The 25,684-nt window shown below is 41.4% G+C and carries 23 protein-coding genes; 17 read left to right on the top strand and 6 right to left on the bottom strand.

The genetic code is table 11. From position 1 onward, the window contains the following. Positions 1–5: 5 nt before the first annotated feature. The 10 genes from BT797_RS23455 to BT797_RS08905 are packed head-to-tail and all read left to right on the top strand — an operon-like array spanning position 6 to position 10,353. On the top strand, positions 6–2,339 hold the full coding sequence (locus BT797_RS23455) for a phage tail tape measure protein (RefSeq protein WP_244893722.1): 2,334 nt from the start codon (positions 6–8) through the stop codon (positions 2,337–2,339). Then, the gene (locus BT797_RS08945; RefSeq protein ID WP_075471705.1) at positions 2,339–2,665 is read left to right on the top strand and encodes a DUF2590 family protein; all 327 of its coding nucleotides are present in this window, start codon (positions 2,339–2,341) and stop codon (positions 2,663–2,665) included. Before BT797_RS23455 ends, BT797_RS08945 begins: the two co-directional genes overlap by 1 nt. Beyond that, entirely contained in the window at positions 2,662–3,846 is a 1,185-nt protein-coding gene (locus BT797_RS08940) for a baseplate J/gp47 family protein (RefSeq protein ID WP_075471703.1), read from the top strand. Before BT797_RS08945 ends, BT797_RS08940 begins: the two co-directional genes overlap by 4 nt. Beyond that, the gene (locus BT797_RS08935; protein WP_075471701.1) at positions 3,836–4,414 is read left to right on the top strand and encodes a phage tail protein; all 579 of its coding nucleotides are present in this window, start codon (positions 3,836–3,838) and stop codon (positions 4,412–4,414) included. Before BT797_RS08940 ends, BT797_RS08935 begins: the two co-directional genes overlap by 11 nt. Before the next feature lie 2 nt (positions 4,415–4,416). Next, positions 4,417–6,480: a phage tail-collar fiber domain-containing protein gene (locus tag BT797_RS08930; protein ID WP_075471700.1), complete on the top strand. Its 2,064-nt coding sequence runs from the start codon at positions 4,417–4,419 to the stop codon at positions 6,478–6,480. Continuing rightward, complete coding sequence (locus BT797_RS08925) at positions 6,480–7,079, top strand: hypothetical protein (RefSeq protein ID WP_075471699.1); 600 nt, start codon at positions 6,480–6,482, stop codon at positions 7,077–7,079. The genes BT797_RS08930 and BT797_RS08925 overlap by 1 nt, the downstream gene beginning before the upstream one ends. Beyond that, positions 7,076–7,969 (top strand): hypothetical protein, encoded by an 894-nt coding sequence (locus tag BT797_RS08920; RefSeq protein WP_075471697.1) that lies wholly within the window; start codon positions 7,076–7,078, stop codon positions 7,967–7,969. Before BT797_RS08925 ends, BT797_RS08920 begins: the two co-directional genes overlap by 4 nt. Beyond that, positions 7,966–8,520, top strand: coding sequence for a baseplate complex protein (locus tag BT797_RS08915; protein ID WP_075471696.1), 555 nt, complete (start codon positions 7,966–7,968; stop codon positions 8,518–8,520). The genes BT797_RS08920 and BT797_RS08915 overlap by 4 nt, the downstream gene beginning before the upstream one ends. After that, positions 8,517–10,154: a hypothetical protein gene (locus BT797_RS08910; RefSeq protein WP_075471695.1), complete on the top strand. Its 1,638-nt coding sequence runs from the start codon at positions 8,517–8,519 to the stop codon at positions 10,152–10,154. The genes BT797_RS08915 and BT797_RS08910 overlap by 4 nt, the downstream gene beginning before the upstream one ends. Position 10,155: 1 nt before the next feature. Next, positions 10,156–10,353 carry a hypothetical protein gene (locus BT797_RS08905; RefSeq protein WP_075471693.1) on the top strand — a complete coding sequence of 66 codons (198 nt, stop codon included), beginning with the start codon at positions 10,156–10,158 and terminating at the stop codon, positions 10,351–10,353. A gap of 128 nt (positions 10,354–10,481) precedes the next feature. Here the strand turns inward: BT797_RS08905 and pabB are convergent, their stop codons facing one another. Then, positions 10,482–11,885 carry an aminodeoxychorismate synthase component I gene (gene pabB / locus BT797_RS08900; protein ID WP_075471691.1) on the bottom strand — a complete coding sequence of 468 codons (1,404 nt, stop codon included), beginning with the start codon at positions 11,883–11,885 and terminating at the stop codon, positions 10,482–10,484. A 295-nt stretch (positions 11,886–12,180) separates the two neighbouring features. Between pabB and BT797_RS08895 the strand changes: the two genes are divergently transcribed. The 3 genes from BT797_RS08895 (at position 12,181) to BT797_RS08885 (ending at position 17,018) form a co-directional block, all read left to right on the top strand. Then, positions 12,181–13,689: a fumarate hydratase gene (locus tag BT797_RS08895; protein WP_075471689.1), complete on the top strand. Its 1,509-nt coding sequence runs from the start codon at positions 12,181–12,183 to the stop codon at positions 13,687–13,689. A 307-nt stretch (positions 13,690–13,996) separates the two neighbouring features. Then, entirely contained in the window at positions 13,997–14,644 is a 648-nt protein-coding gene (gene psrA / locus BT797_RS08890) for a TetR family transcriptional repressor PsrA (protein WP_019440853.1), read from the top strand. A gap of 85 nt (positions 14,645–14,729) precedes the next feature. Then, on the top strand, positions 14,730–17,018 hold the full coding sequence (locus BT797_RS08885) for an acyl-CoA dehydrogenase (RefSeq protein ID WP_045111481.1): 2,289 nt from the start codon (positions 14,730–14,732) through the stop codon (positions 17,016–17,018). A 201-nt stretch (positions 17,019–17,219) separates the two neighbouring features. Here the strand turns inward: BT797_RS08885 and pyk are convergent, their stop codons facing one another. Together pyk and BT797_RS08875 are read right to left on the bottom strand one after the other, a co-directional pair. Further along, positions 17,220–18,656, bottom strand: a complete 1,437-nt coding sequence (pyk, locus tag BT797_RS08880; protein ID WP_045111480.1) for a pyruvate kinase — start codon at positions 18,654–18,656, stop codon at positions 17,220–17,222. Between the two features lie 178 nt (positions 18,657–18,834). Continuing rightward, positions 18,835–19,683, bottom strand: coding sequence for a MurR/RpiR family transcriptional regulator (locus BT797_RS08875; protein WP_045111479.1), 849 nt, complete (start codon positions 19,681–19,683; stop codon positions 18,835–18,837). 369 nt (positions 19,684–20,052) lie between these two features. Here BT797_RS08875 and BT797_RS08870 point away from each other — a divergent pair, with 369 nt between their 5' ends. Further along, on the top strand, positions 20,053–21,420 hold the full coding sequence (locus tag BT797_RS08870) for an L-serine ammonia-lyase (protein WP_045111478.1): 1,368 nt from the start codon (positions 20,053–20,055) through the stop codon (positions 21,418–21,420). 26 nt (positions 21,421–21,446) lie between these two features. Here BT797_RS08870 and BT797_RS08865 read toward each other — a convergent pair whose 3' ends face one another. From BT797_RS08865 to flgA, 3 genes are all read right to left on the bottom strand, one after another. Further along, entirely contained in the window at positions 21,447–21,875 is a 429-nt protein-coding gene (locus tag BT797_RS08865) for a flagella synthesis protein FlgN (RefSeq protein ID WP_045111477.1), read from the bottom strand. Between the two features lie 18 nt (positions 21,876–21,893). After that, positions 21,894–22,208, bottom strand: a complete 315-nt coding sequence (gene flgM / locus BT797_RS08860; RefSeq protein ID WP_045111476.1) for a flagellar biosynthesis anti-sigma factor FlgM — start codon at positions 22,206–22,208, stop codon at positions 21,894–21,896. A gap of 73 nt (positions 22,209–22,281) precedes the next feature. After that, the gene (gene flgA / locus BT797_RS08855; RefSeq protein ID WP_045111475.1) at positions 22,282–22,983 is read right to left on the bottom strand and encodes a flagellar basal body P-ring formation chaperone FlgA; all 702 of its coding nucleotides are present in this window, start codon (positions 22,981–22,983) and stop codon (positions 22,282–22,284) included. A gap of 163 nt (positions 22,984–23,146) precedes the next feature. On the opposite strand from flgA, the gene BT797_RS08850 reads away from it, so the two are divergent. From BT797_RS08850 to flgB, 3 genes are all read left to right on the top strand, one after another. After that, complete coding sequence (locus BT797_RS08850) at positions 23,147–24,082, top strand: chemotaxis protein CheV (protein WP_045111474.1); 936 nt, start codon at positions 23,147–23,149, stop codon at positions 24,080–24,082. A gap of 55 nt (positions 24,083–24,137) precedes the next feature. Then, a complete protein-coding gene (locus BT797_RS08845; protein ID WP_045111473.1) occupies positions 24,138–24,962 on the top strand; it encodes a CheR family methyltransferase in 825 nt (274 codons plus the stop codon). 325 nt (positions 24,963–25,287) lie between these two features. Further along, positions 25,288–25,683 (top strand): flagellar basal body rod protein FlgB, encoded by a 396-nt coding sequence (gene flgB, locus BT797_RS08835; RefSeq protein WP_045111471.1) that lies wholly within the window; start codon positions 25,288–25,290, stop codon positions 25,681–25,683. Position 25,684 lies beyond the last annotated feature (1 nt).

Here is a 25,684-nt window from a genome sequence, read left to right as displayed (position 1 = left end):
ATTAGATGAGTTCTCATATGGATAGTTTAATGATGACGATTGGCTTGATTGATCAAGCCTCTGCGCCATTACAAGGTATTCAGAGCTCTATTACTCAAACCGCTGATGCAGGGCGTATTGGTTGGGACAAAATGGCGGGCGGTACCGCAGGTTTGGTAGCTGCAGGTTTTGCGGTGCAAAGTGCATTGATGCCAGCGATTGAAATGGACCGTGTACTGGGTGAAGTTAAATCACTTGGCGTTGTTGATGCTGACTTGCAGAAGTTACAGCAAACAGCATTGGGCTTTTCTGCTGAATACGGTAAATCTGCGACTGAAGTGGTTGAAGCGGCTTATGATATCAAGTCAGCCTTTGGCAATATTAACGGTGATGAGCTTGCTGATATTACCAAGAGTTCTGCGGTCCTTGCTGCTGCAACGAAAGCAGATACCGCCACCATCACGGATTATATGGGCACCATGTACGGCGTGTTTAAAAATCAGGCCGATGACATGGGTACCGGCATTTGGTCTAAGCAAGTTGCGGGCATGACCGCACAATCAGTGGAAATGTTTAAAACCACGGGTAAAGGCATGAGTGATGCGTTTACCAGTGTTGGCGCCAATGCTACATCTGCAGGTATCAGTATGAATGAGCAGATGGCGATCCTCGGTACCTTGCAATCCACCATGTCGGGCGCTGAGGCTGGTACTAAATATAAATCCTTCTTAGACGGTGTGGGTAAAGCGCAAGATAAGTTAAACATGAAGTTCACCGATAGCCAGGGCGCGATGTTGCCTATGCATGACATTTTAGGAAAGCTGAAGAATGAGTTTGGCGATACCTTGGATGTAGCTGAAAGCGATGCGCTTAAAAACGCTTTTGGCAGCGCTGAAGCGGTGAGCATGATTAAATTACTCATGGCTGATACCGATGGCCTTGCCAGCAGTATTGAAACCCTTGGCGATGTAAAAGGCATGGGTAAAGCTGAAAGTATGGCGGGCGCAATGACTGACCAATGGGAGCGATTAGATGCAAGTTGGTATGCCATCCGCGCCGGTGTATTTGGTTTAGTGCTACCGGCGATAAATGGTCTTGTTGGTGGCATGGCTGACGGCATTGGTTCAATACTGGAGTGGACACAATTATTTCCCAATATCACTGAGTATCTTGGTTATGCAGCATTAGCCATTGTCGGTGGTGCGGGCGCCATAGCCGCGTGGAACTTAATCGTGGGTTTATCAACCTTGGTGACTGCAGGTTGGGGTTCCGCCGTTGTGATCATGAGTAGTGTCATGGCCGTTGCAAGCACGGGTTTAACGTGGATGAAAGGTGCATTTATAGGCTTAAACATGATCATGGCTGCTAACCCTGTTTTATTGATTGTAGCGGGTATTCTTGCCCTTGGTATTGCTGTTATCGGCATCATTGTTTATTGGGATGAGTTAACGGCAGCATTAAACAAAATCTGGATATTTAACCAAATTGGCCAGATGTTCAAAGCCGTTGGTGGCAGTGTTATGTCGGTGATTAATGATCTGGTATTAGCCTGGGACATATTCACGTTAGCTTTGTTAAATACTGGATTCATGCAAGGCATCATGTCTGGTTTTAATACCCTGTCTAATTTCTTTTCAGGCTTGTTCGATGGTTATGTGGCTATTGCATCCGGTGCATGGGCACTCATTGGGGCAGGTGTGGATGCATTGTTGCTGCCGTTTCAAGTGGTGTTCACCAGCATTAAAGCATTTTTTAGCTTACTGATTGATGGGCCAGCTGCCGCGCTTAGCGTTCTGGGCACTATTCCTGCGTTATTTACAGGTATTGCTGATTCCGTGATGAGTGCTTGGCAGCTCATTGCATCCGGTGTGTCGACTGTCGTATCTCACTTATTTAGCGTAATTCTATTTTTAGCTCAGCCATTCATCCTCGTCGGCCAGCAAGCCATGATGGTGTTTGGTTTGATGGCGCAAGGCTGGACTGACTTCACTGATTATTTAGGTGATTTATCGGTATTTGAATTATTGGGTGACGGCATCAATTGGTTGATAGAAAAAATCAATATGATCCCGGGTATTGAAATTGAACCGCTGGTGAAAGAACCATTAATACCAGATGTTGAATCAATGAATATTGGTAACCAAAAGGCGAACAGCGAAAGAATTAACCGACCGATTAGCAGCTATTTACAAGGTACGCAGACCGCACAAGTACCAACCTATGGTTACATGCCTCAAATGGCAAAAGCGATGCAGGGCAATGGCGGTAAGTCGACCCATACCGGTGATATTCACATTAAACAAGAACAACCATTTACCCGTGCGCAGTTGCACGAATGGAACGAGATGGATACGCCCTAATGGAACAAGATTATATTGATTTACTCGTCAGTGATGGCGGCATTGATTTCGATGCTGGTCAGCAACCGCAATATACCAGTGACAGGAATAGCATTGCCCAAGACGTCAAACACGCCATTTTAGAAAGTGGCCTAGTGCGTCAATTACAGGCTGAGCGCAGTCGACCATTACGCGCGGATATTCTAACGCAAATTGAAATGCTGATTGAACAAGACAAACGCATAGAACCAGGAACAGCAACAACACAAGAGCGTAGTGCCGGTGAAATTTGGTTGTTCGCAGAAACAACAGAATATGGTGATGTAAATATGGGGATCTCAGTATGAGTAAAAGACCAGACATTGATTTTGAAGCGCTGATTGCAGCTGAAGGGATCCCAACAACCGAAGACGCGTTAGCGATTGAACTGCAAAAAGAAGTTGAAGCAGCGGGGAGTAAAGTCAGTAACGATAGTCGGATGTCACCCTTTTGGCGATTAGTGCAAGCGGTCGTGATTAAGCCGGCTATGTGGATCATTAACACCTTGTTAGCTAATCATGTATTACCTAATGCATTTGCAGCGACGGCAACCGATATCTATTTAGAGCTTAAAGCGTGGGATGTGGATTTAGAACGAAAACAAGCCACACATACCCGTGGATTTGTTGAGTTCTTTAAGGAAAAACCAGAAACCCCTGTGGTTGTAAATAAAGGCGCAATCATTGAAACCGACAGTATTGACGGTATGCGTTATCGCTTAGCCGTGGTTGATGATGTTGTGATAGCCGAGGGTAAAGAAAGTGGTTTAGTGCTATGTGAAGCGCTTGGTTCGGGCGCCGCCTTTAATCTACCTGCGGGTTATTACTCGATTTTACCGGAAGGGGTGAGTGGTATTACTCACGCGAGTAACCCGATAGATTGGATTTTATCACCTGGCAGTGATACCGAAGGTGATGATGAATTAGCGTTGCGTATCCGTAACCAGTTTAGTGCTGCAGGTCGATATCATATTGATTCAATTTATCGTTCTATGATTGCCAGCGTTGCCGGTATCCGCAGTGACTTAATCTATTTTGAACATGAGGCGCCAAGAGGACCAGGCACAGCCAATGCGTATATTTTAATGGAAGTCGGCAGCACGCCATCTTTGTTACTTGAACAATTAAATCATTATGTGATGGATGAAGGTAATCACGGTCACGGTGACAATGTGCTTTGTCTCGCGATGCCTGAAACACAGCATCAAGTGAGTGTTGTTATTTACCCTGTCGCCAATTTGAGTGATGAACAGAAAAGCATACTGAAAACAGAAGTTGAAAACCACATTAACGCAGCATTCAGAAACATTGGCGATTACGGCCATGTTACGCGCGTCAATCCTAAATCAACGTTTTCATTCAGCGTATTAACCAAAGAAATGCACATTAAATTGCCTGACTTAGCCCGATTGAGTTTTGCTAATCAAGACATTACCAGTGCGTTAGCTATCCCGCGTTTGAGTAATGTCGAGGTGACTTATGGAACATAAACAACAAGCACCGGCATTACCTGAAAAGACATTACCTTGGTGGATGGATGGCAAGAGCTTAGCAACCAACTTAAAAGAGCCACATTTTTTGGCTAATGGCGTGATGAATTTCTGGCAGCGTATTCGTGGTTGGACTATTTGGCCATTAGAACAACTGGACCCCATGACCTGTTCGGCACGTTTGTTAACAGTATTAGCCTGGGACAGGGACATAACCCAGTTTGAGGGTGAACCGTCATCCCTGTTTAGAAAACGGGTTAAGTTCGCTTTTATTAATGCCAAAGATTCTGGTGAAACAGCCGGCTTCATTCGTATTTTTCAGCGGCTAGGTGTGGGTGTTGTTGAAATTGATGAACGTGTGCCAGAGCGTGATTGGGACATTATCACGATTCGATTAAGTGATTCGCAGTTATCTGAAAACCATGAACTGTTGGCTACGTTAATACAACACTATGGTAGAACCTGCCGCCGTTATGAGTTCCAAGTTATTAACCCCGTTTTTTTGCACATGACCGCAAGCGCTATTGATTGGGAACATCAGTGCCAAGTGGCAGTATTAGAGGAGTAACCATGTCACAAACCATTATTACAGTGGCGTTTGAGCAATATAAAGCACAACAAGAAGCGGTCGCCGCGCCGGTTGCACTGGATGAATTTGTATTAGCTAATGTACCAAATCAAGATGCATCCCTACCGATTGACCGTAATGAGGGATTGCCAGCACAAGCGCAGGTCGTATTTGTGGGGGATGTGAACCAAGCCGGTTACGTTAATCCGAATGCGGTGGTGTATTCATTGATCATGGATACTACTATCGGTGATTTTAATTTTAACTGGATTGGCTTACGCAACAAAGCATCAGGTGTTATCGCGGCCATTAGTCATATACCGACCGTGTACAAATTGAAAACCATACTCGGTGTACAAAATGGTAACTCAGTAACTCGCTCTATTATGATGAGCTATAACGACGCTAAAGGATTAACCAACATCGATGTTGATGCATCCACTTGGCAGATTGATTTTACCGCGCGTTTGTTTGGCATGGATGAAGCAGAGCGTTTAGCTAATATCGATGTGTTCGGCCAAGCAGCGTTCTTAAGTGATGGCTTTAAAGTAGAAAAGTCGGGCAGTAATTACATTGCTAAAGCAGGTCGTGGTTATGTTGGCGGTTTACGTTGTCACTTAGCGGCGGATTTAACGCTTGCGGGCATCATCAATTCAACGAGTATTTACCTCGATGTAAGTTGGCAAGGCCAGTTAACAAGTCAGTGGCAAACAGTATTTGTTATTAAAATAAGTAATACACCACTTGCCGATTATGTTGATGGTCACGGTTATCAACATTACGTGACAAAAATTGCTGATATTGATGGCGCGGGTAATGTTACCGATTGCCGTGTTATTGAAGGTTTTGCAGAATATTACCAGCAAGCAGCTGCAGATGACTTACTTGATAAGAAGATAGATAAAGCGTCTATTACCGACAGCGTTACATCTATATCAAGTATTTTAGTTGCGTCAGCGAAGGGCTTGAAAACTGCGTATGACAAAGCGGTATCCGCTTATAATTTAGCGGCAAGCAAAATGACCCAAGCAACCGGTGATGGTCGTTACCTAGCCAAAACAGCCACGGCAGCAGACTCTAGTTTACTCGGCGGTAGAAGCCCAGCCAACTTTTCTAAAGTTGACAGTGAGTCTGCAATTGTCGCTGCTGGTAAATGGATTCGAATCGCAACAGGGCAAAGGCGTAGTAATGCCGAATTTGTTATTGCCGAGAGCGCTAGTGGCCAACATGGTTACGTACGTTTTCAAGCTGGCATCTCATATGGCAATAGTCCGTATATAAATATACTGGGTAGTAATGGGTACGCATCAGGAAATGGTGCGCTACGTCACGTACGAATCGTTGATTTAGATGCAGACCGAACGTATGGACAAAAAGCAGTTGAAGTTTATTTCGATTCTGTATCATCAATTACGACACACTTATTAATAGACCTTGGTAATCATAGTGGCTGGATGCTTATAACACCAGTTGAGTCGACGGGCACAGCAACAGAACGAGTTAGTTTAGACTTAGATAAAACAACTGGTTTGCATTCAAGTGGCGCAATATATGAGAATAATGAACGTGTATACAGTCCCCATAATTTGCCAGTTGAAGATATATGGTTGCAGGTAGCTGCTAAAATATGTCCTGTAGGTGTGCCTTTACCGTGGCCTCACTCAACTATCCCCGCGGGTTTTCTTGAATGCAGAGGCCAATCTTTCAATAAAACCACGTATCAAGAATTAGCGAAAGCTTATCCTAGTGGGGTGATTAAAGATCTGCGAAGTGAGTTTATTCGTGGCTGGGATAATGGTCGCGGAGTTGATATTGGTCGTGCGATTGGGAGTTCGCAAGGTGACGCGATACGGAATATTACAGGTGCGTTTAAGTTCAATAGGGTATCTAGAGCTAGCGTATCAGGTGTTTTTGAAAGTGGTGGCTCTAATGGTGCATCAGGTAATTACATGACGGGTGGTGATAGTTCTAACGATACTGTGTTTGATGCTTCGAAGGTAGTCCCTACCGCAGCAGATAATAGACCTCGCAATATCGCATTCATGTATATAGTAAGGGCTGCATAATGACTTTTGAATTTTCAGAACAAGATCAAACATTGCTTATCCATAATTATAATCATGCTGGCTTGTATATTTCCTCGTACGAAATGCTAATTGAGGCTAACACTGGCCTACCAGCACAAAGTACTGTTGATCCACTGCCTGATTTACTTGATGGACAGAACGCTGTTTATCAACGCGAAACATGGCAAGCACTTTATGATCATCGTAACAAAACTGCTTATGCTAAAGATCGTGATAACGGTGATGATTATCAAGTAGCAGAGTTTGGTGAGCTACCACAAACGCATACCTTACTTGAACCTGCGCAATATGACTCGTGGGTAAATGAGCAGTGGCAGTATGACGCACAACGATATTTACCCGTATTTATCGAAGAAGAGCAAACATGGAGTAAGTCGTTATTACAGCAAGTTGAAGTTGAAGTTGTAAAATATCAACAAGACCAAGCAATTCCTAATGATTACTCTGAACTACGGGTCACGGCATATACGGGAAAGCAATATTATGATTTATTGATGGACCGTAAACTGCTCAATGAGTATGTATTACAAAGTGACTTCCCTGAATGCGGTCGACCAACCTTATCGGGGCTTGTATGACTTGGAATGCAGCTTCATACCAATGGTCGGAATCAGCGCAGGCCATTCAAACCAGTAGTGAGTCGGTATTAAATCAAGTTAATGGCGTGATGGATACTGCGCTTGATAACGTCAAAGCGATTGAAAATAAGGTGGCGTTCTCGCGTCACCCGCTTAGCAATGATGCCGAATCACTATTAGCCAATCGGCAGCAGTTCGATGCTTTGTTAGTCCAAGGGCAAATATTGTGTGTGCATCCATATCAGTACCAGGTCGGCAGTGAAAATGAAAATGGCGACCATCTTTCTGCGCCGGTGGCTGTGCAAATATTGGCGAATAAACTTATCGATGTGCAAGACGATTATTTACCTGCAGGTGATTTGTATGTGCCGGGCATTATGATTGCTGAAAAGAATATGAGTGATTTTGCGCTGCATTGCCAGCAGCTCTTTAATGTCTTGCCTATTCCCGAATTAGGTCTAGTTGCAAGACGCAGTAATCAAGCACTCGGCCAAGCGCAATCAAAGTTCATTAAGCCGTTACCCATCGCACAACCAAGGTTTAAGCCTCAAGCGCTTATAAATATAGACCCACTGCGTCAAGTGTTGCAGTACCAGGGCGGACAAGTTGCTCAACTAGAAAGCATCGCCAGTGATAAACAAACACCGGTGCAAAAACTGCAGGCGTTAGCGAGTAAACGTAATGCGCAATTAAGTACATGGACAGACGCAATAAACCAATTAAAAAATAGTAATGTGGCGGTTTATCAGTTTTCGGCCACAGGTAAAGCGAATGTAATAAGTACCCGTTTATCACAATCATCAATGCCTGGTCACGATCATACTTATACCTTTGCAGCTTTGTTTATTAGTACGTCGCCATTAACCTTTCTATCGGAGTTATTCGCATGACCCAAATAGCCTTAGATGCTGAAATTATTCCGTTAAAGTCACCACGTATTAATTTAAGCATGGAATTAAAAGAATCCGATATGAGTGGTCAAAGCGCGACAACGGATACCGCAGAGCAGGGCACAAAAGGTAAGGTGATGGCAGTCACCGGCTTGATTGCCTTTAAACATGTCGCTGACTTAAATCGCTTAACCACACTTGCACAGCAAACTGAGGACGGTAAACGTAAAATTTACCGTATTGGTAATGAGCTGGCCAAGGCAATGAAAATCCGTCAGGTGCGTTTTACTGGTCGGGTACAAGCCGATGAACAAGAAAACTTAATGGCGTGGAAAGTGAGTTTTACGCTACGAGAATATTTATCTGTACCGGAAGTGAAAGCAGCGAGAGAGGCGGAGAAACAGCCGCAGGGCGCAACGACAACGACTGATAATACCAATGTGGTTGCAGCAAAACCGCACCCTGCAACAGTGAATCAGCCTGCACATCAAGCGCCTGAACTAACGGGGTTTGCACAAATCTTAAGTCAAGTGGATGAGTGGTTAGCATGAAATTAGATAAACGCATATTGATTGATGGCATCCCATATCCACTTAGCTACGAACATATTATTTTTGAGTTGTCTGCAGGTGGTCGCGCGACATTTATTGTTAAAGGTGAAGTAACCGCCAAACAATTAGTGCAATTTGATATTGGTTATCAAGGTGATATGAAGCATTACTTTGATGGTTTCGTTACTAAAGCTCAACCCGCAGAAAATGGCTATACCCGACTTATTGCCAGGGAATGCGCAGGGATATTAGCCGCGCGTTGGCCTGTCAGTATTCAGCACCCGACGTTAAGTGAAATTGTCGAACAACTGAGTTTTGATACTGGCTTACAGTTCGTATTACCCAATGATGCCGATTACACCACGAAACGTATTGCTAACTTTACTTCGCAAGGCACAGGTTATCAGCTAATGAATAACCTTGGCCGTGCATTTTCAGTGGCTGATTTTTGCTGGTACCAACAAACAGATGGCACCCTTTTTATTGGCAGTTATGCCGATAGTCGTTGGGCAAGTAAGCCGGTGATCATCCCTGATGAATTAAGTGAGGAGCAAAAGGGCGGTAACAGCATGACATTAGCGGTCATGCCCTCGGTTCGCGCTGGTGCGAACATCAATGGTAAACGGTTAAATCGTGTTGAATTTCAAGAAAACAAAATGACCTTGTATTGGCAAACTGGCGAGAAAGAACCTGCAGAAAAAAGAAAGCTGCAGTTTTTATTTCCTGAATTGGCTGCTGGTCATCACTTACCGCGTTTTGCCCGGGTTATTAACGTGACGGACAAAGCACAAGCGGGTGATGAACATAATCCGTTTAGGCCACGCTTTGCGGTTGATATTCAGTTATTAGATGAAGATGGCCGTGATGATGTGAAGGTACCACTATATAAAGCAGTGTCACTGCCGGTTATGTTTGGCGGCAATGAACAAGGCTTATTGGCTATGCCAACAGAAGGCACACTTGTTGAAGTTGCCTTTGCTTATGGCCGCAGTGATAAACCGTTTATCCGTACTGTATTGGGCGACGCTTGGTCATTACCAGATATAGAGCCAGGCGAACAGTTGCAACAGCAACGCGATGAAGTATTTGATCGCATCGATGCCGCCGGCAATAAAACGGATGCCACAGACCAAAAGAAAGAAAGTCGCGCATTTGAAGAACTGCAGCAAGCCGACCGTTATTTAGGGGCATTCGGTAGCCATGAACTCAATGTTGAGCAGCACAGTAAAGAAAACATTGCAGGTCAAAAGCTCATTGAAACACTGGGCAGCTTTGAAGTGATGGCAGGTGATGATATTACCCTGGGCTCGTTAGCCAATATGCATTTGGTGAATAGTGGCGACCAGGTGCAAATCATCGGGCAGTTACGCGATATCGTGATTGGCCTAAATGACCAGCTAACCGTATTGAAAGACCGTATTCACACCATCGAACAGAACGACATATTAACAATTAACGGCCAGCAAACTATCACGATAAAAAAAGACCAGGTAATCAAAGCAAAAAATATCACGCAAGATGCAGACACTATTAAATTAAATGGTGGTACCGGCGTGATCACCTGTGCAAGCATTTGTCCGTTTACTGGTAAACCACATGTTGACGGCTCCACTACCGTTTTTGCAGGGAAATAATATGGCATCAAGTAAGGATGAACTTAAACAGTTTATAATCGAAGAACTTAAGGCTGTCGGTTTTGTTACAGAGGGGGAGTTTGCAATGGCTGAAAAGTTAGCAACAGCAATTGCCAATGCAACAGTAAGAGAGCGTGTAAAAAATGCGACAGTAACGATCACCTCGGGAAGTTCAGCCGGAATTTATAAGGTTGGATAAAGGCGATTAAATGGCGGTCAACTGGTGACTATATACAGCTACTTGCGGTTATATGTATAGATAGGTAATTAGACAAGTCATTGAAAAGTTAACATTAAGTTTTATTTCAATGACTTATCATATATTGGCTAAAGAATAGGTAATATTTTCGCTAATTTATCGAATGTTTCTTGATATTCCTCTTCGCCTACCGAGTCTGCGACAATACCACCGCCAGCCCAACAATATATCTCACCGCTATCACACAAGAGAGTGCGGATAGTAATACTGGTATCCATATGCCCATGTGCCGATAAATAACCTATGCTACCGCAATACAATGAACGACGATGGGGTTCTAATTCTTCAATAATCTGCATTGCCCTGATCTTTGGCGCGCCAGTAATTGAACCACCAGGGAAACATGCACGTAATAATTCACTCGGGTGTTTGTCTGCGGGCATCTGACCGATGATCGTGCTTACTAAGTGGTGGACTGCGGGAAAACTCTCGACATCAAATAATTTAGGAACGCGGACTGAACCTGGTACTGCAACTTTACCAATATCATTACGGAGTAAGTCGACAATCATTAAATTCTCAGCTCGGTCTTTCTCTGCACTCTGTAATGCTAGTGCGTTCGCATGATCAATGCTCGCATCTTGGCTGCGTGGACGGGTACCTTTAATTGGTTTTGTCTCAATTCGTGTTTCTTTAACTTGAATAAAACGTTCTGGCGAAATAGACAATATTGCTTTATCTTCAAGACGCATAAATGCAGAGAAGGGGGCTTTATTATGCTGGCTTAAGGTACAGTAGGCTTGCCATTCATCACCTTGATATTGATTATTAAAACGCTGAGCAAGATTGATTTGATAACAATCACCAGAGCGTAAATATTGCTGTATCTGATCAAATTTCTGGTGGTATTCCTGCTCTGACATATTCGAGAGCCAGTTATTTTTCAATTCAAATAGCGTTTTTCGGTTATCGGTTAATTTGTTTTGTACTTGCTTGTTAACACCATGCTGTATTAACCAATCATAGCGATCTTGCCAACCCTGTTCAGCATGGTCACTAAATTGTATTTGCCATGCTTGTTGTTGCTTAATATCAACGACAATCGCCCAATCATATAAACCCACAGCCATGTCAGGGAAGTTCAGATCGTCATTGGCAAGGCTACTAATCTTTTCAATATTTCGCCCTAAATCATAGCCAAAATAACCCAGCGCACCGGCAATGAAAGGTAAATCAACATCCAGTGTATGTGGCGCTATATCGCCAATAAGTTGCTGGTTAAGGGTTTGTAATACTGAAAATGAATCCTCGGTGGTGACGGTTCTACCACTGGCTTGATTAACGGTTGTTTGAGTCTCTTCTGTGACGAGGGTAGCAATTGGATCCGCCACTATAATATGGAAGCGACTATCAATGTGATCAGCAGATCCAGACTCGAGTAAAATTGACCAAGGGGTTGCACTTAGCGGGGCAAAAAATGGGTGAATGCCATTGCTAGGAAAGGCGATTGGTTTTATTACAAGTGTTTTCATTGGTACAGCATATCCCTCAATTCTGATGCGCGCAGATTATCATAAATAGTCAGATTAATCTTGGCTCTAAGGTGATATAAAATGAATTGGGTGTTGCTATAAAGTTGTGCTGCTGTTGTTATTTCGTATAGATTAAGCACAGTTTTAGTGGAGAGAAGTGATCAGCAAAGGTATGATAGAGAAAAATTTAGAAGCACATACCTTAACGTTAACTATTTCAAGGCCGTTTCATGGCCTTGAACATGATAAATATAATAATTAGTTAGCACAGTGAGTAAGCAAAAGGGAGTTGACCATGAGTACAGTTATCCGTAAAGCGGACTTTATCGACAGTATTGCAGATTCATTACAATACATTTCATATTATCATCCACTTGATTTTATCCAAGCAATGGAAAAAGCCTACAACGCAGAAGAAAGCCAAGCCGCTAAAGATGCGATTGCACAAATTCTCATTAATTCTCGTATGTCTGCTGAAGGTAAACGTCCAATCTGTCAAGACACTGGCATTGTGACTTGTTTCGTTAAAATCGGCATGAATGTGCAATGGGAAACCGATCAAACAGTGCAAGAAATGGTTGATGAAGGGATTCGTCGTGGTTATGGATTTGAAGGTAACCCACTCCGTGCTTCAATTGTCGCAGATCCTGCTGGCGCACGTAAAAACACCAAAGATAATACGCCTGGCGTAGTGCATGTCGAAATGGTGCCTGGTGCTAAAGTTGAAGTGATGATCGCAGCGAAAGGCGGCGGTTCTGAAAACAAAAGTAAGATGGTGATGCTAAACCCGTCCGATGACGTAGCTGAATGGGTTGAGAAAACAGTACCAACGATGGGCGCAGGTTGGTGTCCTCCTGGTATGTTAGGTATAGGCATTGGCGGTACTGCTGAAAAAGCGGCGATAATGGCTAAAGAATCATTAATGGAACCGGTTGATATCCACGAACTGATGGCTCGTGGTGCTGAAACAACTGATGAAAAAATGCGTTTAGACATTTTTGACCGTGTAAATAAATTAGGTATCGGCGCGCAAGGTTTAGGCGGAATGGCGACGGTATTGGATATTAAAATTAAATCGTGTCCAACACACGCAGCATCAAAACCTGTGGTCATGATCCCTAACTGTGCAGCGACACGTCATACCCACTTTACGCTGGATGGTTCAGGTCCTGCAGAATTACATGTGCCGAAATTAGAAGATTGGCCTGAAGTGACTTGGGAAGTAAGCGATAGCGTTCGTCGTGTTAATGTTGACAATATCAAACCTGAGTCAATACTCGAATGGAAAACCGGTGAAACGCTTCTATTATCAGGTAAGATCTTAACAGGTCGTGATGCGGCGCATAAACGTATTAAAGACATGTTAGACAGAGGTGAAGGCTTGCCTGAAGGCGTGGACTTTACTAATCGCTTTATCTATTACGTTGGTCCTGTTGATGCTGTGGGTGATGAAGTTGTAGGCCCTGCTGGTCCAACAACTGCGACACGTATGGATAAGTTTACCGATACTATGTTAGAACAGACTGGTCTATTAGGCATGATCGGTAAATCTGAACGTGGCCCTGCAACGGTTGAAAGTATCAAGAAGAATAAAGCCGTTTATTTGATGGCTGTTGGTGGCGCTGCGTACTTGGTATCAAAAGCGATTAAGAAGTCACGTGTTGTCGCGTTTGAAGACTTAGGTATGGAAGCGATTTACGAATTTGATGTTGTTGATATGCCAATGACTGTTGCAGTGGACACTAATGGTGTATCTGCACATGTCGAAGGTCCAGCTATCTGGAAAATAAAACTTAATGAATAACACGAAAATAATGCATTAGTGTTTTAAAAAACTGTTTAAAAATGAATAAAGCGGCAACCTAGGTTGCCGCTTTATTCATTTTAACTGTGCTATTTTTAGGGAGTAGAGGATAAATATCGGCGCTCGTATTTATCTTTAAAACCCCTAATTACAGCTACCCACTAATGGGGGGGGGTTATTTTATATACGTAGAAAAATGCGAACTAGGGCAAGTTCAAAACATTTGTTTCAAACAATTGTTTACATTGTATTGACATTTTGTCCGTCAGAACGTAATTTTAAAACGTTCGTTTAAAAAGGGTTAATTATGGTTAGTAAGTTGGATACAAAAACTCGCATTCTCGATGCAGCCGAAAGTTTGTTCGCTGAACATGGGTTTTCAGATACTTCTTTACGCTTGATAACTACACGAGCAAGTGTGAATTTGGCATCGGTTAATTATCATTTTGGTTCTAAGAAAGAATTGATTCAGGCGGTTATAGCCCGACATCTCGAACTTTTCATGCCTCTACTGAATGAGAAGTTAACAGCCTTATGTACACAAGTTGAAAAACCATCGTTGTTAGATGTGTTTAACAGTTTTGTTGATCCGCTATTAGCATTAGAGCAGCAAAGTAAAAATGGTACCGTGATTTTTATGCAGTTACTTGGTCGAAGCTATACTGATGAGCAAGGGCATTTACGTTGGTACACTACAACGCATTATGGTGAAGTCTTAGCTAACATAACTAAGGCTTTATTGAAAGCGAACCCAGCGTTGTCATCGCAAGAACTCTTTTGGCGATTACATTTTACCTTGGGTACTGCAGTATTTACGATGGGCTCAAGTGGCGCATTGATGGATATTGCGAAAGCAGATTTTAATCAAGATATTGATGTCGAGGGGCTAATTCGTAAAGTGATCCCTTATTTGGCATCAGGAATGAATACCTCAACAGAAACTACAAGCATGTAGATGCAATTTAGCTATTTGGATGTTGTGAATTCAGATCCAAAGTTGTAAATACAGCATCAAAATAGTGAAACAAAAGGAAATCGTTATGAGCGCAATGAGTGAGTTTAGAAAGAAGAATATCACAGCACCATTATTTAAAGTGTTTAAGAGCATCTTGCCACCGCTTTCGCAAACAGAGCAGGAAGCAATGGAATCTGGTAGTGTGTGGTGGGATGGTGATTTATTCGCAGGTAGCCCTGATTGGAATAAAATGCTTAGCTACCCAACACCTAAGCTAACTAAAGATGAGCAAAGCTTCATTGATAACGAACTTAAAACACTAATGTCTATGCTGGATGATTATAAAATCGTTCATGAAGATCGTGACTTACCAAAACCAGTTTGGGATTTCATTAAATCAAAAGGCTTTTTTGCGCTTATCATTCCAAAAGAATACGGCGGTAAAGCATTCTCTGCTTACGCTAACTCAACAATTGTAACAACGATTGCAACACGTAGTTTATCTACGGCTGTAACAGTAATGGTTCCTAACTCATTAGGTCCGGGCGAATTACTTGCACATTACGGTACACAAGCAGAAAAAGATCGTTGGTTACCAGGTCTAGCAAACGGTACAGAAGTTCCTTGTTTCGCACTGACTGGTCCTGAAGCTGGTTCTGATGCGGGTGGTATCCCAGATATGGGGCGCGTTGTTAAAGAAGAATTCGAAGGTAAAGAAACGCTAGGTATCCGCGTATCGTGGAGCAAGCGTTATATTACTCTAGCTCCAGTAGCTACTGTACTTGGCTTAGCATTTAAACTACAAGATCCAGATGGTCTACTTGGTGAGCAAGTTGATATCGGTATTACTTGTGCACTAATCCCTACGTCACACGAAGGTGTTGAAATTGGCGACCGTCATTTCCCAATGGGTCTAGCATTCATGAATGGTACGACTTATGGCGATGATGTATTCATCCCAATGGATTGGGTTATCGGTGGTGCTGGTCAAGTAGGTAAAGGCTGGCGTATGCTGGTTGAATGTTTATCTGCTGGCCGTGGTATTTCTTTACCTGCACTTGGTACTGCATGTGGTCACTTAACTGCACGTATGACGGGTGCTTACTCATATGTACGTAAACAATTTGGCTTATCAATTGGTAAGTTTGAAGGTGTTCAAGAGTCACTTGCACGTATTGGTGGTTTAACTTACCAACTTGAAGCTGCACGTAAATTCACTACAGGTGCGCTAGATTTAGGTCAAAGCCCTGCTATTGTGACTGCTATTTCTAAATATCATATGACTGAAATGGCGCGTACTGTTATTGATGACGCGCTTGATATTCAAGCGGGTAGTGGTATTCAGTGTGGTCCTAAAAACTACCTAGCACACGCTTATTGGGGTATCCCTGTAGCAATTACGGTTGAGGGTGCAAATATCCTTACGCGTAACCTAATGATCTTTGGTCAAGGTGCAACACGTTGTCACCCATACGTACTAGGTGAATTACAAGCGGCTGCAAATCCAAATGAAAAAGAAGCACTAGATCAATTTGATGAATTATTGCTTAAACATATTGCCTTTGGTACGAAAAACTTCTTTGGTGCATTAGGCCAAGGTCTGACTGGTGGCATGTTAAATTCTGCGCCTGTATCTGGTCCAACGAAGAAATACTACAAGCAACTTACGCGTATGAGTAAAGCATTAGCACTGTGTGCTGACGTATCTATGCTAGTACTTGGTGGTGACTTGAAACGTCGTGAAATGATTTCTGCACGTTTAGGTGATGTACTAAGTAACTTGTACCTTGCATCTGCAACGTTGAAACATTTTGAAGAGCAAGGTCGTCAAGCTGAAGATTTACCTATGTTGTCTTGGGCTATTGAACGTAACTTGTTTGAAATTGGTAAAGCATTTTCTGGTTTCTTCCAAAACTTCGGTAACAAAGCAATTGCTAATACACTTAAAGTTGTAGTGTTCCCATTTGGCATCAGCTACAAAATGCCAGCTGATGATATTTCAAAAGAAATTTGTGAAGTACTGCTTAAACCAAGCGAAGCACGTGACCGCCTAACACACCTTTGTTATGTTGGTGACGAGAAAGATGCAAACACAGCAATGTTCGATATGGAAGCTGCGTTCCAAGCAATGTACAAAGTTCAGCCTATCGAGAAGAAAATCGCGATTGCTGCATCTAAAGGTACAATACCACGTAAGTTAGCTGCAAAAGTTGCTGCGCCACTTGCTGTTGAGAAAGGTATCATCACACAAGTTGAAGCTGATGAACTACTGGCCGCTGATGCATTACGTTTTGCTGCTATTAACGTTGACTCATTCACACCAGAAGAGTTTGCGGGTATTTCGAAAGTAACAAAAAATGATAAAGTAGCTTAGGTTCTAACTGAGCAACTTATTAAAATCTAGCTTACGGGCTAGATTTTAAATAAAGAATAAAATAAAAAAAACCGAGACTGTTATCTTATATAGCAGCCTCGGTTTTTTTATGTCTGTATTATTATCTACAAGGTTAAGCATAGTAATAAAACGATGCTTAACCTTTTATTAGTGCGGGACTAATTGAGTACAGTAATACAGTTATTTTATTTTTAGGATTTTACTGGTATTGGTTGAACCAACTGTATCCATTTTATCGCCTAATGTGAACAAGATAATATCACCTGGTTGCACTTGGCCTGTTTCTTTAAGCACTGCGTAAGTACCTTCTACGATTTGTTCCTGAGATAAGCCTTCCGTGTTAAATTGTAGCGGGGTTACACCACGGTAAAGAGCTGTCGCATTCAATGTTTTTTGATGTGGAGACAAGCAGAAAATTGGTAAGCCAGAACTAATACGAGACATCAATAATGGCGTAGTACCCGACTCACTCAATGCAACAATAGCCTTTACACCTTTTAGGTGATTCGCCGCATACATTGTCGACATCGCAATGGTTTCTTCAATTGAATCGAATGTATACTCGATGCGGTGGTTTGAGACATTCATGCTAGGGTGTGTTTCTGCACCTAAGCATACTTCTGCCATTGCTTTCACTGTTTCTACAGGGAAGTCACCGGCTGCAGTTTCTGCAGATAGCATTACCGCATCCGTCCCATCAAGAACCGCATTTGCCACGTCCATTACTTCTGCACGTGTTGGCATTGGGCTATTGATCATTGATTCCATCATTTGTGTTGCGGTGATCACTACACGGTTATATTTACGTGATAAGTGGATCAGTGATTTTTGTACACCCACAAGTGCCGCATCGCCAATTTCAACACCTAGATCGCCACGTGCAACCATAATGGCATCAGAGGCTAGGATGATCTCTGTCATGCTTTCTTTTGTTGCTACAGTCTCTGCACGCTCGACTTTGGCACAGATTTTCGCATTAGAGCCCGCAGCACGAACAAGTTCACGCGCATAATTGATATCACTGCCATTACGCGGGAAAGAAACCGCAATAAAGTCGACGTCAATTTTAGCTGCAGTTAGAATATCTGCTTTATCTTTGTCAGTAAGCGCTTCAGCAGATAAACCACCACCTTGTTTGTTGATACCTTTGTTATTTGATAACGGGCCTGCTACCGTCACTTCAGTGTGGATCTGCTGACCTTTAATTTCGGTTACTTTTAATTGTACACGGCCATCGTCAAGTAGCAGTACATCACCCGCGAAAACATCATTTGCTAGTTCTGGGTAATCGATACTAACGCATTGGTTATTACCCGCAGTTTTATCAAATGTTGCATCTAAGCAGAATTTATCACCTAGGTTTAATTGGATTTTTCCATCTGTAAATTTAGATACACGGATCTTAGGACCTTGTAAGTCACCTAAAATAGCCACGTGTTTATTGTGTTTTTTAGCAATAGCACGAACGTCTTCGGCACGCTTGATGTGATCTTCGGCGTTGCCGTGAGAAAAGTTCATACGTACCATATTGGCACCAGCAAGAATAATTTTTTCTAGATTATTATCGCGATCTGTTGCTGGACCTAAGGTGGTTACAATTTTAGTACGACGTAACATAATGACTCCATATGAATAATAAGATGATATTTTAAAGTATGTTATTTAAATACTGTCAGACAAAAGGTGATGGTCAATCGTATTAGTATGCAAAGGCTTGATTACCGTTTGGTGACAAGAATAAGTAAAAAAGTGATAGGGGAAATAAAAATGGCCACATATCAGCGGCCATTTTGGATTAATCTATTTTGTTAAAGCGCGAATCCTTGATTGCGGATTTTACTTTCTTCAAGTTTTCTCTGAACTTTTCACCACGACGTAATGTGAAGCCTGTCGCGAGTACATCAACCAGTACCAATTGCGCGACACGTGATGCCATCGGCATATATACGTCAGTATCTTCCATTACATCAAGTGAAATAACCAGATTCGAGTATTCTGCTAGTGGTGAGTCCTGTGCTGTGATACCAATCACGATTGCATCATTCTCACGTGCTAGTTTCGCTACATCTACCATACTTTTAGTACGGCCTGTGTGTGAGAATAATACAACTACCGAGTCTTCAGTACTGTTAATTACACTCATGCGTTGCATCATAATGTCATCAAAACAAATGACGGGCACGTTAAAACGGAAGAATTTGTTTTCAGCGTCACGGGCAACCGATGCGGAAGCGCCTAAGCCAAAGAACGAAATTTGTTTCGATTGAATAAGTAGATCAACCGCTTTATTAATTACTTCAGGATCTAAGCTATTTTTTGCTGAGTCTAAGTGAGCGATAGTCGTTTCAAATATTTTTTGCGTATAAACTTCAGGACCATCGTTTGCTTCTACGTTTCTGTTTACGTATGGGGTTCCGTTAGCTAGGCTTTGTGCTAAATGTAATTTAAAATCAGGGTAACCTTTGGTATCTAGACGACGGCAAAAACGGTTAACTGTCGGCTCGCTTACATCTGCAACTTTCGCAAGTGTCGCAATACTTGAATGAATAGCGGATTGCGGAGATTCTAGAATAACATCAGCAACCTTTTTTTCAGACTTACTGAATATTTCTAAATTTTGGATTATTTTTTCGAGCATACTCATGATATTTCCCTGGCAAGCTCCGCAATGGGCGCATGATAAAGTAATGAAGGTAAATGCGAATCTATGGCTGCATTATAAACCTTGCTGGATATTTATTACGTGAATTATGTAAAAAATATGAAGTAAGTCGAACTATTATTACATTTTTTACTTATGTTTAGCATCGTTCCACAGATTTTTGTGAGTTTATTATGGTTAAAACTGATTTAACAGCATAAACATAGCGATAATGACGAATTTACAGGCAGAATCCATGTAGGTTTATAACTAATTATAGTCGTAATATTTTTTCAAAATAGTAATAAAATTGCACAAACAATCATGTGCTATACCTACAGTAAGTCATATTCATTAATCAGGGAGTATTTTATGATCAGTACCTTTGATATGTTTAGTATTGGTATTGGACCATCGAGTTCACATACTGTAGGTCCTATGCGCGCGGCATTTGATTTTTTACAACAGCTTAAAGCACTCGATAATAGTGAACCTATTTTAGGTATTAATGCTGCACTATTTGGTTCGTTAGGACAGACTGGGGTTGGTCATGGCAGTGATATCGCAGTTATTTTGGGGTTAGCAGGTTATGAACCAGACAAGATCGATTCTGATTTGGTGCCCGAGATATTAGCGAAAATAGAGGCACAGCAAGGCATTGACTTGAACGAGATTGGTTTTGTGCCTTTTACGCGAGCTGAAAACATCATGCTGCACCAGCGTAAAACCTTGTCTTATCATAGTAATGGAATGACGATAACAGCTTTAAACCAAGATCATATTGTATTGAGTAAGACGTATTATTCAATTGGCGGAGGGTTTATTCTCGACCATGATCACATCGAACAACCATTGGAAGTTAATGCCCAAATCCTGCCTAAATATAAATTTGATAGTGCTGATGAACTCCTTGCTACTTGTCGATTACATGGGTTATCTATTGCCAAGCTCATGTATGAAAATGAGCGCCAATTAAATCCCGATGATGTCATTAATAAAAATTTATTACAGCTACATAGCATCATGGTTGATTGTATTCATCGAGGTTGCCGTAATGAAGGTGTTTTACCCGGTGGTTTAAAGGTTCGCCGTCGTGCTCCTGGTTTATACTTGCGATTACAAGCGCCAGATGCCAAAGATGATACGTTTCACGGTATGGATTTTGTTAATATGTATGCGATGGCAGTTAATGAAGAAAATGCGGCTGGAGGGCGTGTTGTGACGGCACCCACCAATGGTGCTGCCGGTATTATTCCTGCGGTGATGTATTTTTATGATCAGTTCGTTAGCCCGTTAACAGAAGATAAAATAAAAACTTACCTATTAACCTGTGCCGCAATTGGGACTTTATATAAAAAAAATGCCTCTATTTCTGGCGCTGAAGTGGGCTGTCAAGGTGAGGTTGGTGTTGCTTGTTCTATGGCAGCCGCAGGCTTGACGGCAATAAGAGGCGGGACACTAGAACAAGTCGAGCATGCTGCTGAAATTGGCATGGAACATAATTTGGGGCTAACTTGTGATCCGATTGCTGGTTTGGTTCAGATCCCTTGTATTGAGCGTAATGCCATTGGTGCGGTGAAAGCGATTAATGCCTCACGTATGGCGCGTATGGGAGCTGGAGACCATAAGGTATCACTTGATCAGGTGATTAAAACGATGAAAGCCACAGGGGATGATATGAAAAATAAATATAAAGAGACATCGAAAGGTGGTTTAGCGATTAATGTGACGGTTTGTTAACTCAAATATAACAGTAAGGCACTGGATCAGGATTTAAATGTTAAACCTAGGGTCGAAGATGATCCGCGAGTACGGCCTAATTTATCATAGGTAATATTATTACGTGAGCGACTACGGACGATAGTATCGGTTAGCCGTTTACTATTACGTAGATTGAGCTCAATCAACTTACCGTTAACGTCATTCAATTCTTGGCATTGAGTGAGTTCAGTTTCAATTTGTTGTTTTTGAGAGAGATAAGTAGACAGTAATTCTGCAGCATCAGGATGTAGATTTATTTTGACATCAAGCTCGGCGACTTGGGTTATTTTTTGTTCTTTATCTTGACTGAGCTTTTCTAGTGCCGTGACATCGCGTGACTCTAACGCTGATTTTTCAGCTGTCAGTAGAGTCAGTAATTGTTCTACATAAGATACCTGTAAAACGAGTAATTCGGGCAATGTTTTTATTGTCATGTCTATTACGGTACGCGGTTATACAAGTAAAGATTCGAAGTTAGACATATTCTTTGCTAATTTATTCGCATCAACTTGATAGCTACCATCAGCAATGGCCTTTTTCAAACTCTCGACTTTCGATTCATTAACAGGCGTACCTTGAGCTAAATCATGTTCCATAGCGGTCAAACTTTTGGCTTGTGATGTAATGTTAACTGAGTCGCCTTGTGCTATACGCTGCGGTGAAGTTTGAGTCGGATTACCATTTTGAACTCTGGTTTTCTGCTGCGCACTTCTTGCTTGATCTAGCTGGAGACTGCGGTTATTTAAATTGGTTAAATTTATGGCCATTTTTCTACCTATTGAATTGTAAACAGGTGTACTAAAATATTATCGACTTATGACAATAAAACTTTAGCAAAATTTAATAGTTTATTTGGATGGTTCCTGCTGCTTGGACAATACCCGAAACAGTTCGTTTCGATTTACTGTTACGCACCTTGATTTTTTCATCCAAAATACCGTTAGCCAATGCTACACCATCAGTTTTTACGGTTAGATTTCCCACTGAACTGGTAATTGTAACGCTTTCACCTTTACACACAAGACATATATCCCGTGTTGAGATTATTTGTTCAGCCGAGAGAGGTCTTTTTAAGCGTGCTCTATTAACAAACGCCAAATCAGAAATATAACCTGAGCGTAATAATACACGGTTCATATATTCTATTTTAGTATTATTTTTAGCTAATAGGCTACCTTTTGATAAAGGTCGATTACTAATCACCACCGGTACTAGTCGAATAATCTTTAATGGTACGTAGAGTTGCCAGTTATCAGTACTATCACAACTTATTTTCACCGTCGCGGAGCGTTGTAAGCTTTTATTACCAACTAACGCTGCGGAGATATTACCTTCACACTGAGTTACTGCTATTCTGCGGTCAATTTTTGTTACTTCTATGCTTACTCTTTCATTCTGAGAGCTAGGTAGTTGCGCTTTGATAAAAGATTCCGCAAACTCCTCAATAACTTGATATTGATCTGTTGTTGCGTTCGCAAGTGGTAAATAACTCAGGAAACTGAAACAATAGAAAAATAGCGATGAAAAAATATATTTAAGCATTTAGGTTTCTAAGCCGATATAAGATTAAAGGTTACGTATAAAGTGATTTAAGAGCCAAATTTTTGACTGCTTTATACCGTAAAGAACAATATAAATGAACAATACAGTGGTAAGCAATATTTAAGCCATGTTGAAAATAAGCGAATTTACCTGAGGATGAATAATGGCAGGATTACTGGATACGGTCAATCAACGTACACAATTGGTAGGACAAAACCGCCTAGAATTACTTATGTTCCGTTTAAACGGGCGTCAGCGTTTTGGTATCAATGTATTTAAGGTAAAAGAAGTATTACAATGCCCGCCATTAACGACTCTGCCTAAGCTTAATCGTGTTGTGCGTGGTGTTGCCCATATACGTGGTAAGACTATTTCCGTGATCGATTTAAGTTTAGCAACAGGCGGTCGTCCTATTGAGGACTTAAGCAAAGCGTTTATTATTATTTCTGAATATAATCGTTCAGTACAGGGCTTTTTAGTCGGCAGCGTTGAACGTATTATTAATATTAACTGGGAAGCTATTTTACCGCCTCCAACAGGTACAGGTAGATATAGTTATTTAACGGCAGTAACAGAGGTCGATAAAGAGCTAGTAGAAGTACTTGATGTGGAAAAAATTCTGCACGAAGTCGCACCGGTAAAAATGGAAATCAGTGCTGACATATTAGCAACTGCCACGGAAATAGATAAGAAAGCTGTAGAAAAAGTGATCCTGGTTGTGGATGATTCAAGTGTTGCGCGTAATCAGATCAAAAAAGCGGTATCGGATCTTGGTTTTAAGATCGTATTGGCGAAAGATGGTCGTGATGGTTTAAATCAACTACGTGAAATGGCGGGTAATGGACCTATTACCGAACAAGTTGCGCTGATGATCTCAGATATTGAGATGCCAGAAATGGATGGTTATACACTTACTGCAGAAGTGAGAAATGATCAATCATTAAATGGTTTGTACATTATTTTACATACGTCATTAAGTGGTGTGTTTAATCAGGCAATGGTAACCAAAGTTGGCGCAAATGATTTTATCGCAAAATTTAATCCCGATGAGCTTGCGGGTGCAGTTTTAAAAGCATTAAAAGCAGCAGACCCTAGTTAGGGGAATTGCTGTGTTGAATAAATGTATTTTCATATAGAAAGTTGAGTAAAAAATAGTGCAAACATTGTCAAATGAAGTTTATACCCGTTTTAGTGAATTTCTTGAAATTCAGTGCGGTATTGTATTAGGGCAAAATAAACAATATTTAGTTAAAAGTCGCTTATTGCCACTACTGGCAAAGCATAAAATGACCAGTTTAACTGAGCTAGTACAAAAATCGATGACTATGTTAGCGCGTGATTTACGTAATGATGTTATTGATGCGATGACCACTAATGAAACGTTGTGGTTTCGTGATATTTACCCGTTCGAGTATTTACAGACAAAGATCTTACCTGAATTTATTAATAAAGGTCAGCCGATTAAGATATGGTCTGCCGCCTCTTCATCTGGACAAGAACCATTTTCGATTGCCATGTCAGCGATTGAAACGCAAGAAAAGCTCAAGCGTTTAGTTAAACCTAATGTGCAAATTATTGGTACGGATATATCACCGACAATGATTCAGCATTGCAAGGAGGGGGTATATGACCGTCTGGCGCTTGGCCGTGGTTTGTCTCCTGAACGTAAGCGTCAGTTTTTCACGATACTACCTGATGATAAAATGAAAGTGAATCGTGACGTGCAGCAATTAACGACATTTCGTGAAATCAATTTATTGGAAAGTTATGCTTTGCTCGGTAAGTTCGATATTATTTTTTGTCGTAATGTTCTGATTTATTTTTCTCCAAAGATTAAAAGTCAGATCCTTAATCAATTTGCAGGATCATTAAAGCCGGGCGGGTACCTCTTTCTAGGCGCATCTGAATCCTTGACTGGGTTAACGGATAAGTTTGAAATGATCCGTTGTAATCCTGGGATTGTATATAGGTTAAAATAGCCTATTTTATGATGGTAACTGTTTGAACATGGATGTTCATTTATTGACGGTAACCGGCCGCCATACACCGTCAAAAAATTGATTTAACAGTTTTTCTTTAGATCCCCTTCTATATTCATCTCTATATTTTTTAATTTCAACTTTATTTGTATTACTTTGGTTTGTCTTTAAGCTTCTGATTTTAATTGATTTATTTTCGTTGTGTTTATAAGTTAAATAAAACAACTCTTTCATTACCTATTTTGGCACATATGTTGCTTTCATCATTTGTATCATCGTAATTATCATACGATTGATTACGATATAAATGTTATAGGAGGCGTTCATGGCTATTAATTTTGATAATGCATTGGGTATACACCAATATTCTGTTGGCGTAAGAGAGCGTCGTGCAGAGGTATTAGCCAGTAATATTGCTAATGCAGACACGCCGGGGTTTAAAGCTAAAGATTTAAGCTTTAAGGATGCACTTGCCAGTGCGACCCAAGGTAGTAGTTTTAATTTATCAAAAACCAGCGAACGTCATATATCAGGCGGCAGAGATATAGCGTCTGATCTTCAATATCGAATTCCGAATCAACCCGACACTGGTGACGGTAATACAGTCGATGTACAAACTGAGCGTGCTAGTTTTATGCAAAATAGCATGGAATATCAGGCATCACTGTCATTTTTAAGCAGTAAAATTCAAACTATGCGTAAGGCAATTAAAGGACAATAAT

The organism is Moritella viscosa (assembly GCF_900120065.1).
Taxonomy (GTDB): domain Bacteria; phylum Pseudomonadota; class Gammaproteobacteria; order Enterobacterales; family Moritellaceae; genus Moritella; species Moritella viscosa.
Note: the sequence above shows the minus strand (reverse complement) of the source record. Positions and strands in the feature narration are given on the sequence as shown.

Coding starts and splice junctions, on each gene's coding strand:
- BT797_RS23455 (WP_244893722.1), top strand. CDS start 6: ATGAGTTCTCATATGGATAGTTTAATGATGACGATTGGCTTGATTGAT.
- BT797_RS08945 (WP_075471705.1), top strand. CDS start 2,339: ATGGAACAAGATTATATTGATTTACTCGTCAGTGATGGCGGCATTGAT.
- BT797_RS08940 (WP_075471703.1), top strand. CDS start 2,662: ATGAGTAAAAGACCAGACATTGATTTTGAAGCGCTGATTGCAGCTGAA.
- BT797_RS08935 (WP_075471701.1), top strand. CDS start 3,836: ATGGAACATAAACAACAAGCACCGGCATTACCTGAAAAGACATTACCT.
- BT797_RS08930 (WP_075471700.1), top strand. CDS start 4,417: ATGTCACAAACCATTATTACAGTGGCGTTTGAGCAATATAAAGCACAA.
- BT797_RS08925 (WP_075471699.1), top strand. CDS start 6,480: ATGACTTTTGAATTTTCAGAACAAGATCAAACATTGCTTATCCATAAT.
- BT797_RS08920 (WP_075471697.1), top strand. CDS start 7,076: ATGACTTGGAATGCAGCTTCATACCAATGGTCGGAATCAGCGCAGGCC.
- BT797_RS08915 (WP_075471696.1), top strand. CDS start 7,966: ATGACCCAAATAGCCTTAGATGCTGAAATTATTCCGTTAAAGTCACCA.
- BT797_RS08910 (WP_075471695.1), top strand. CDS start 8,517: ATGAAATTAGATAAACGCATATTGATTGATGGCATCCCATATCCACTT.
- BT797_RS08905 (WP_075471693.1), top strand. CDS start 10,156: ATGGCATCAAGTAAGGATGAACTTAAACAGTTTATAATCGAAGAACTT.
- pabB (WP_075471691.1), bottom strand. CDS start 11,885: ATGAAAACACTTGTAATAAAACCAATCGCCTTTCCTAGCAATGGCATT.
- BT797_RS08895 (WP_075471689.1), top strand. CDS start 12,181: ATGAGTACAGTTATCCGTAAAGCGGACTTTATCGACAGTATTGCAGAT.
- psrA (WP_019440853.1), top strand. CDS start 13,997: ATGGTTAGTAAGTTGGATACAAAAACTCGCATTCTCGATGCAGCCGAA.
- BT797_RS08885 (WP_045111481.1), top strand. CDS start 14,730: ATGAGCGCAATGAGTGAGTTTAGAAAGAAGAATATCACAGCACCATTA.
- pyk (WP_045111480.1), bottom strand. CDS start 18,656: ATGTTACGTCGTACTAAAATTGTAACCACCTTAGGTCCAGCAACAGAT.
- BT797_RS08875 (WP_045111479.1), bottom strand. CDS start 19,683: ATGAGTATGCTCGAAAAAATAATCCAAAATTTAGAAATATTCAGTAAG.
- BT797_RS08870 (WP_045111478.1), top strand. CDS start 20,053: ATGATCAGTACCTTTGATATGTTTAGTATTGGTATTGGACCATCGAGT.
- BT797_RS08865 (WP_045111477.1), bottom strand. CDS start 21,875: ATGACAATAAAAACATTGCCCGAATTACTCGTTTTACAGGTATCTTAT.
- flgM (WP_045111476.1), bottom strand. CDS start 22,208: ATGGCCATAAATTTAACCAATTTAAATAACCGCAGTCTCCAGCTAGAT.
- flgA (WP_045111475.1), bottom strand. CDS start 22,983: ATGCTTAAATATATTTTTTCATCGCTATTTTTCTATTGTTTCAGTTTC.
- BT797_RS08850 (WP_045111474.1), top strand. CDS start 23,147: ATGGCAGGATTACTGGATACGGTCAATCAACGTACACAATTGGTAGGA.
- flgB (WP_045111471.1), top strand. CDS start 25,288: ATGGCTATTAATTTTGATAATGCATTGGGTATACACCAATATTCTGTT.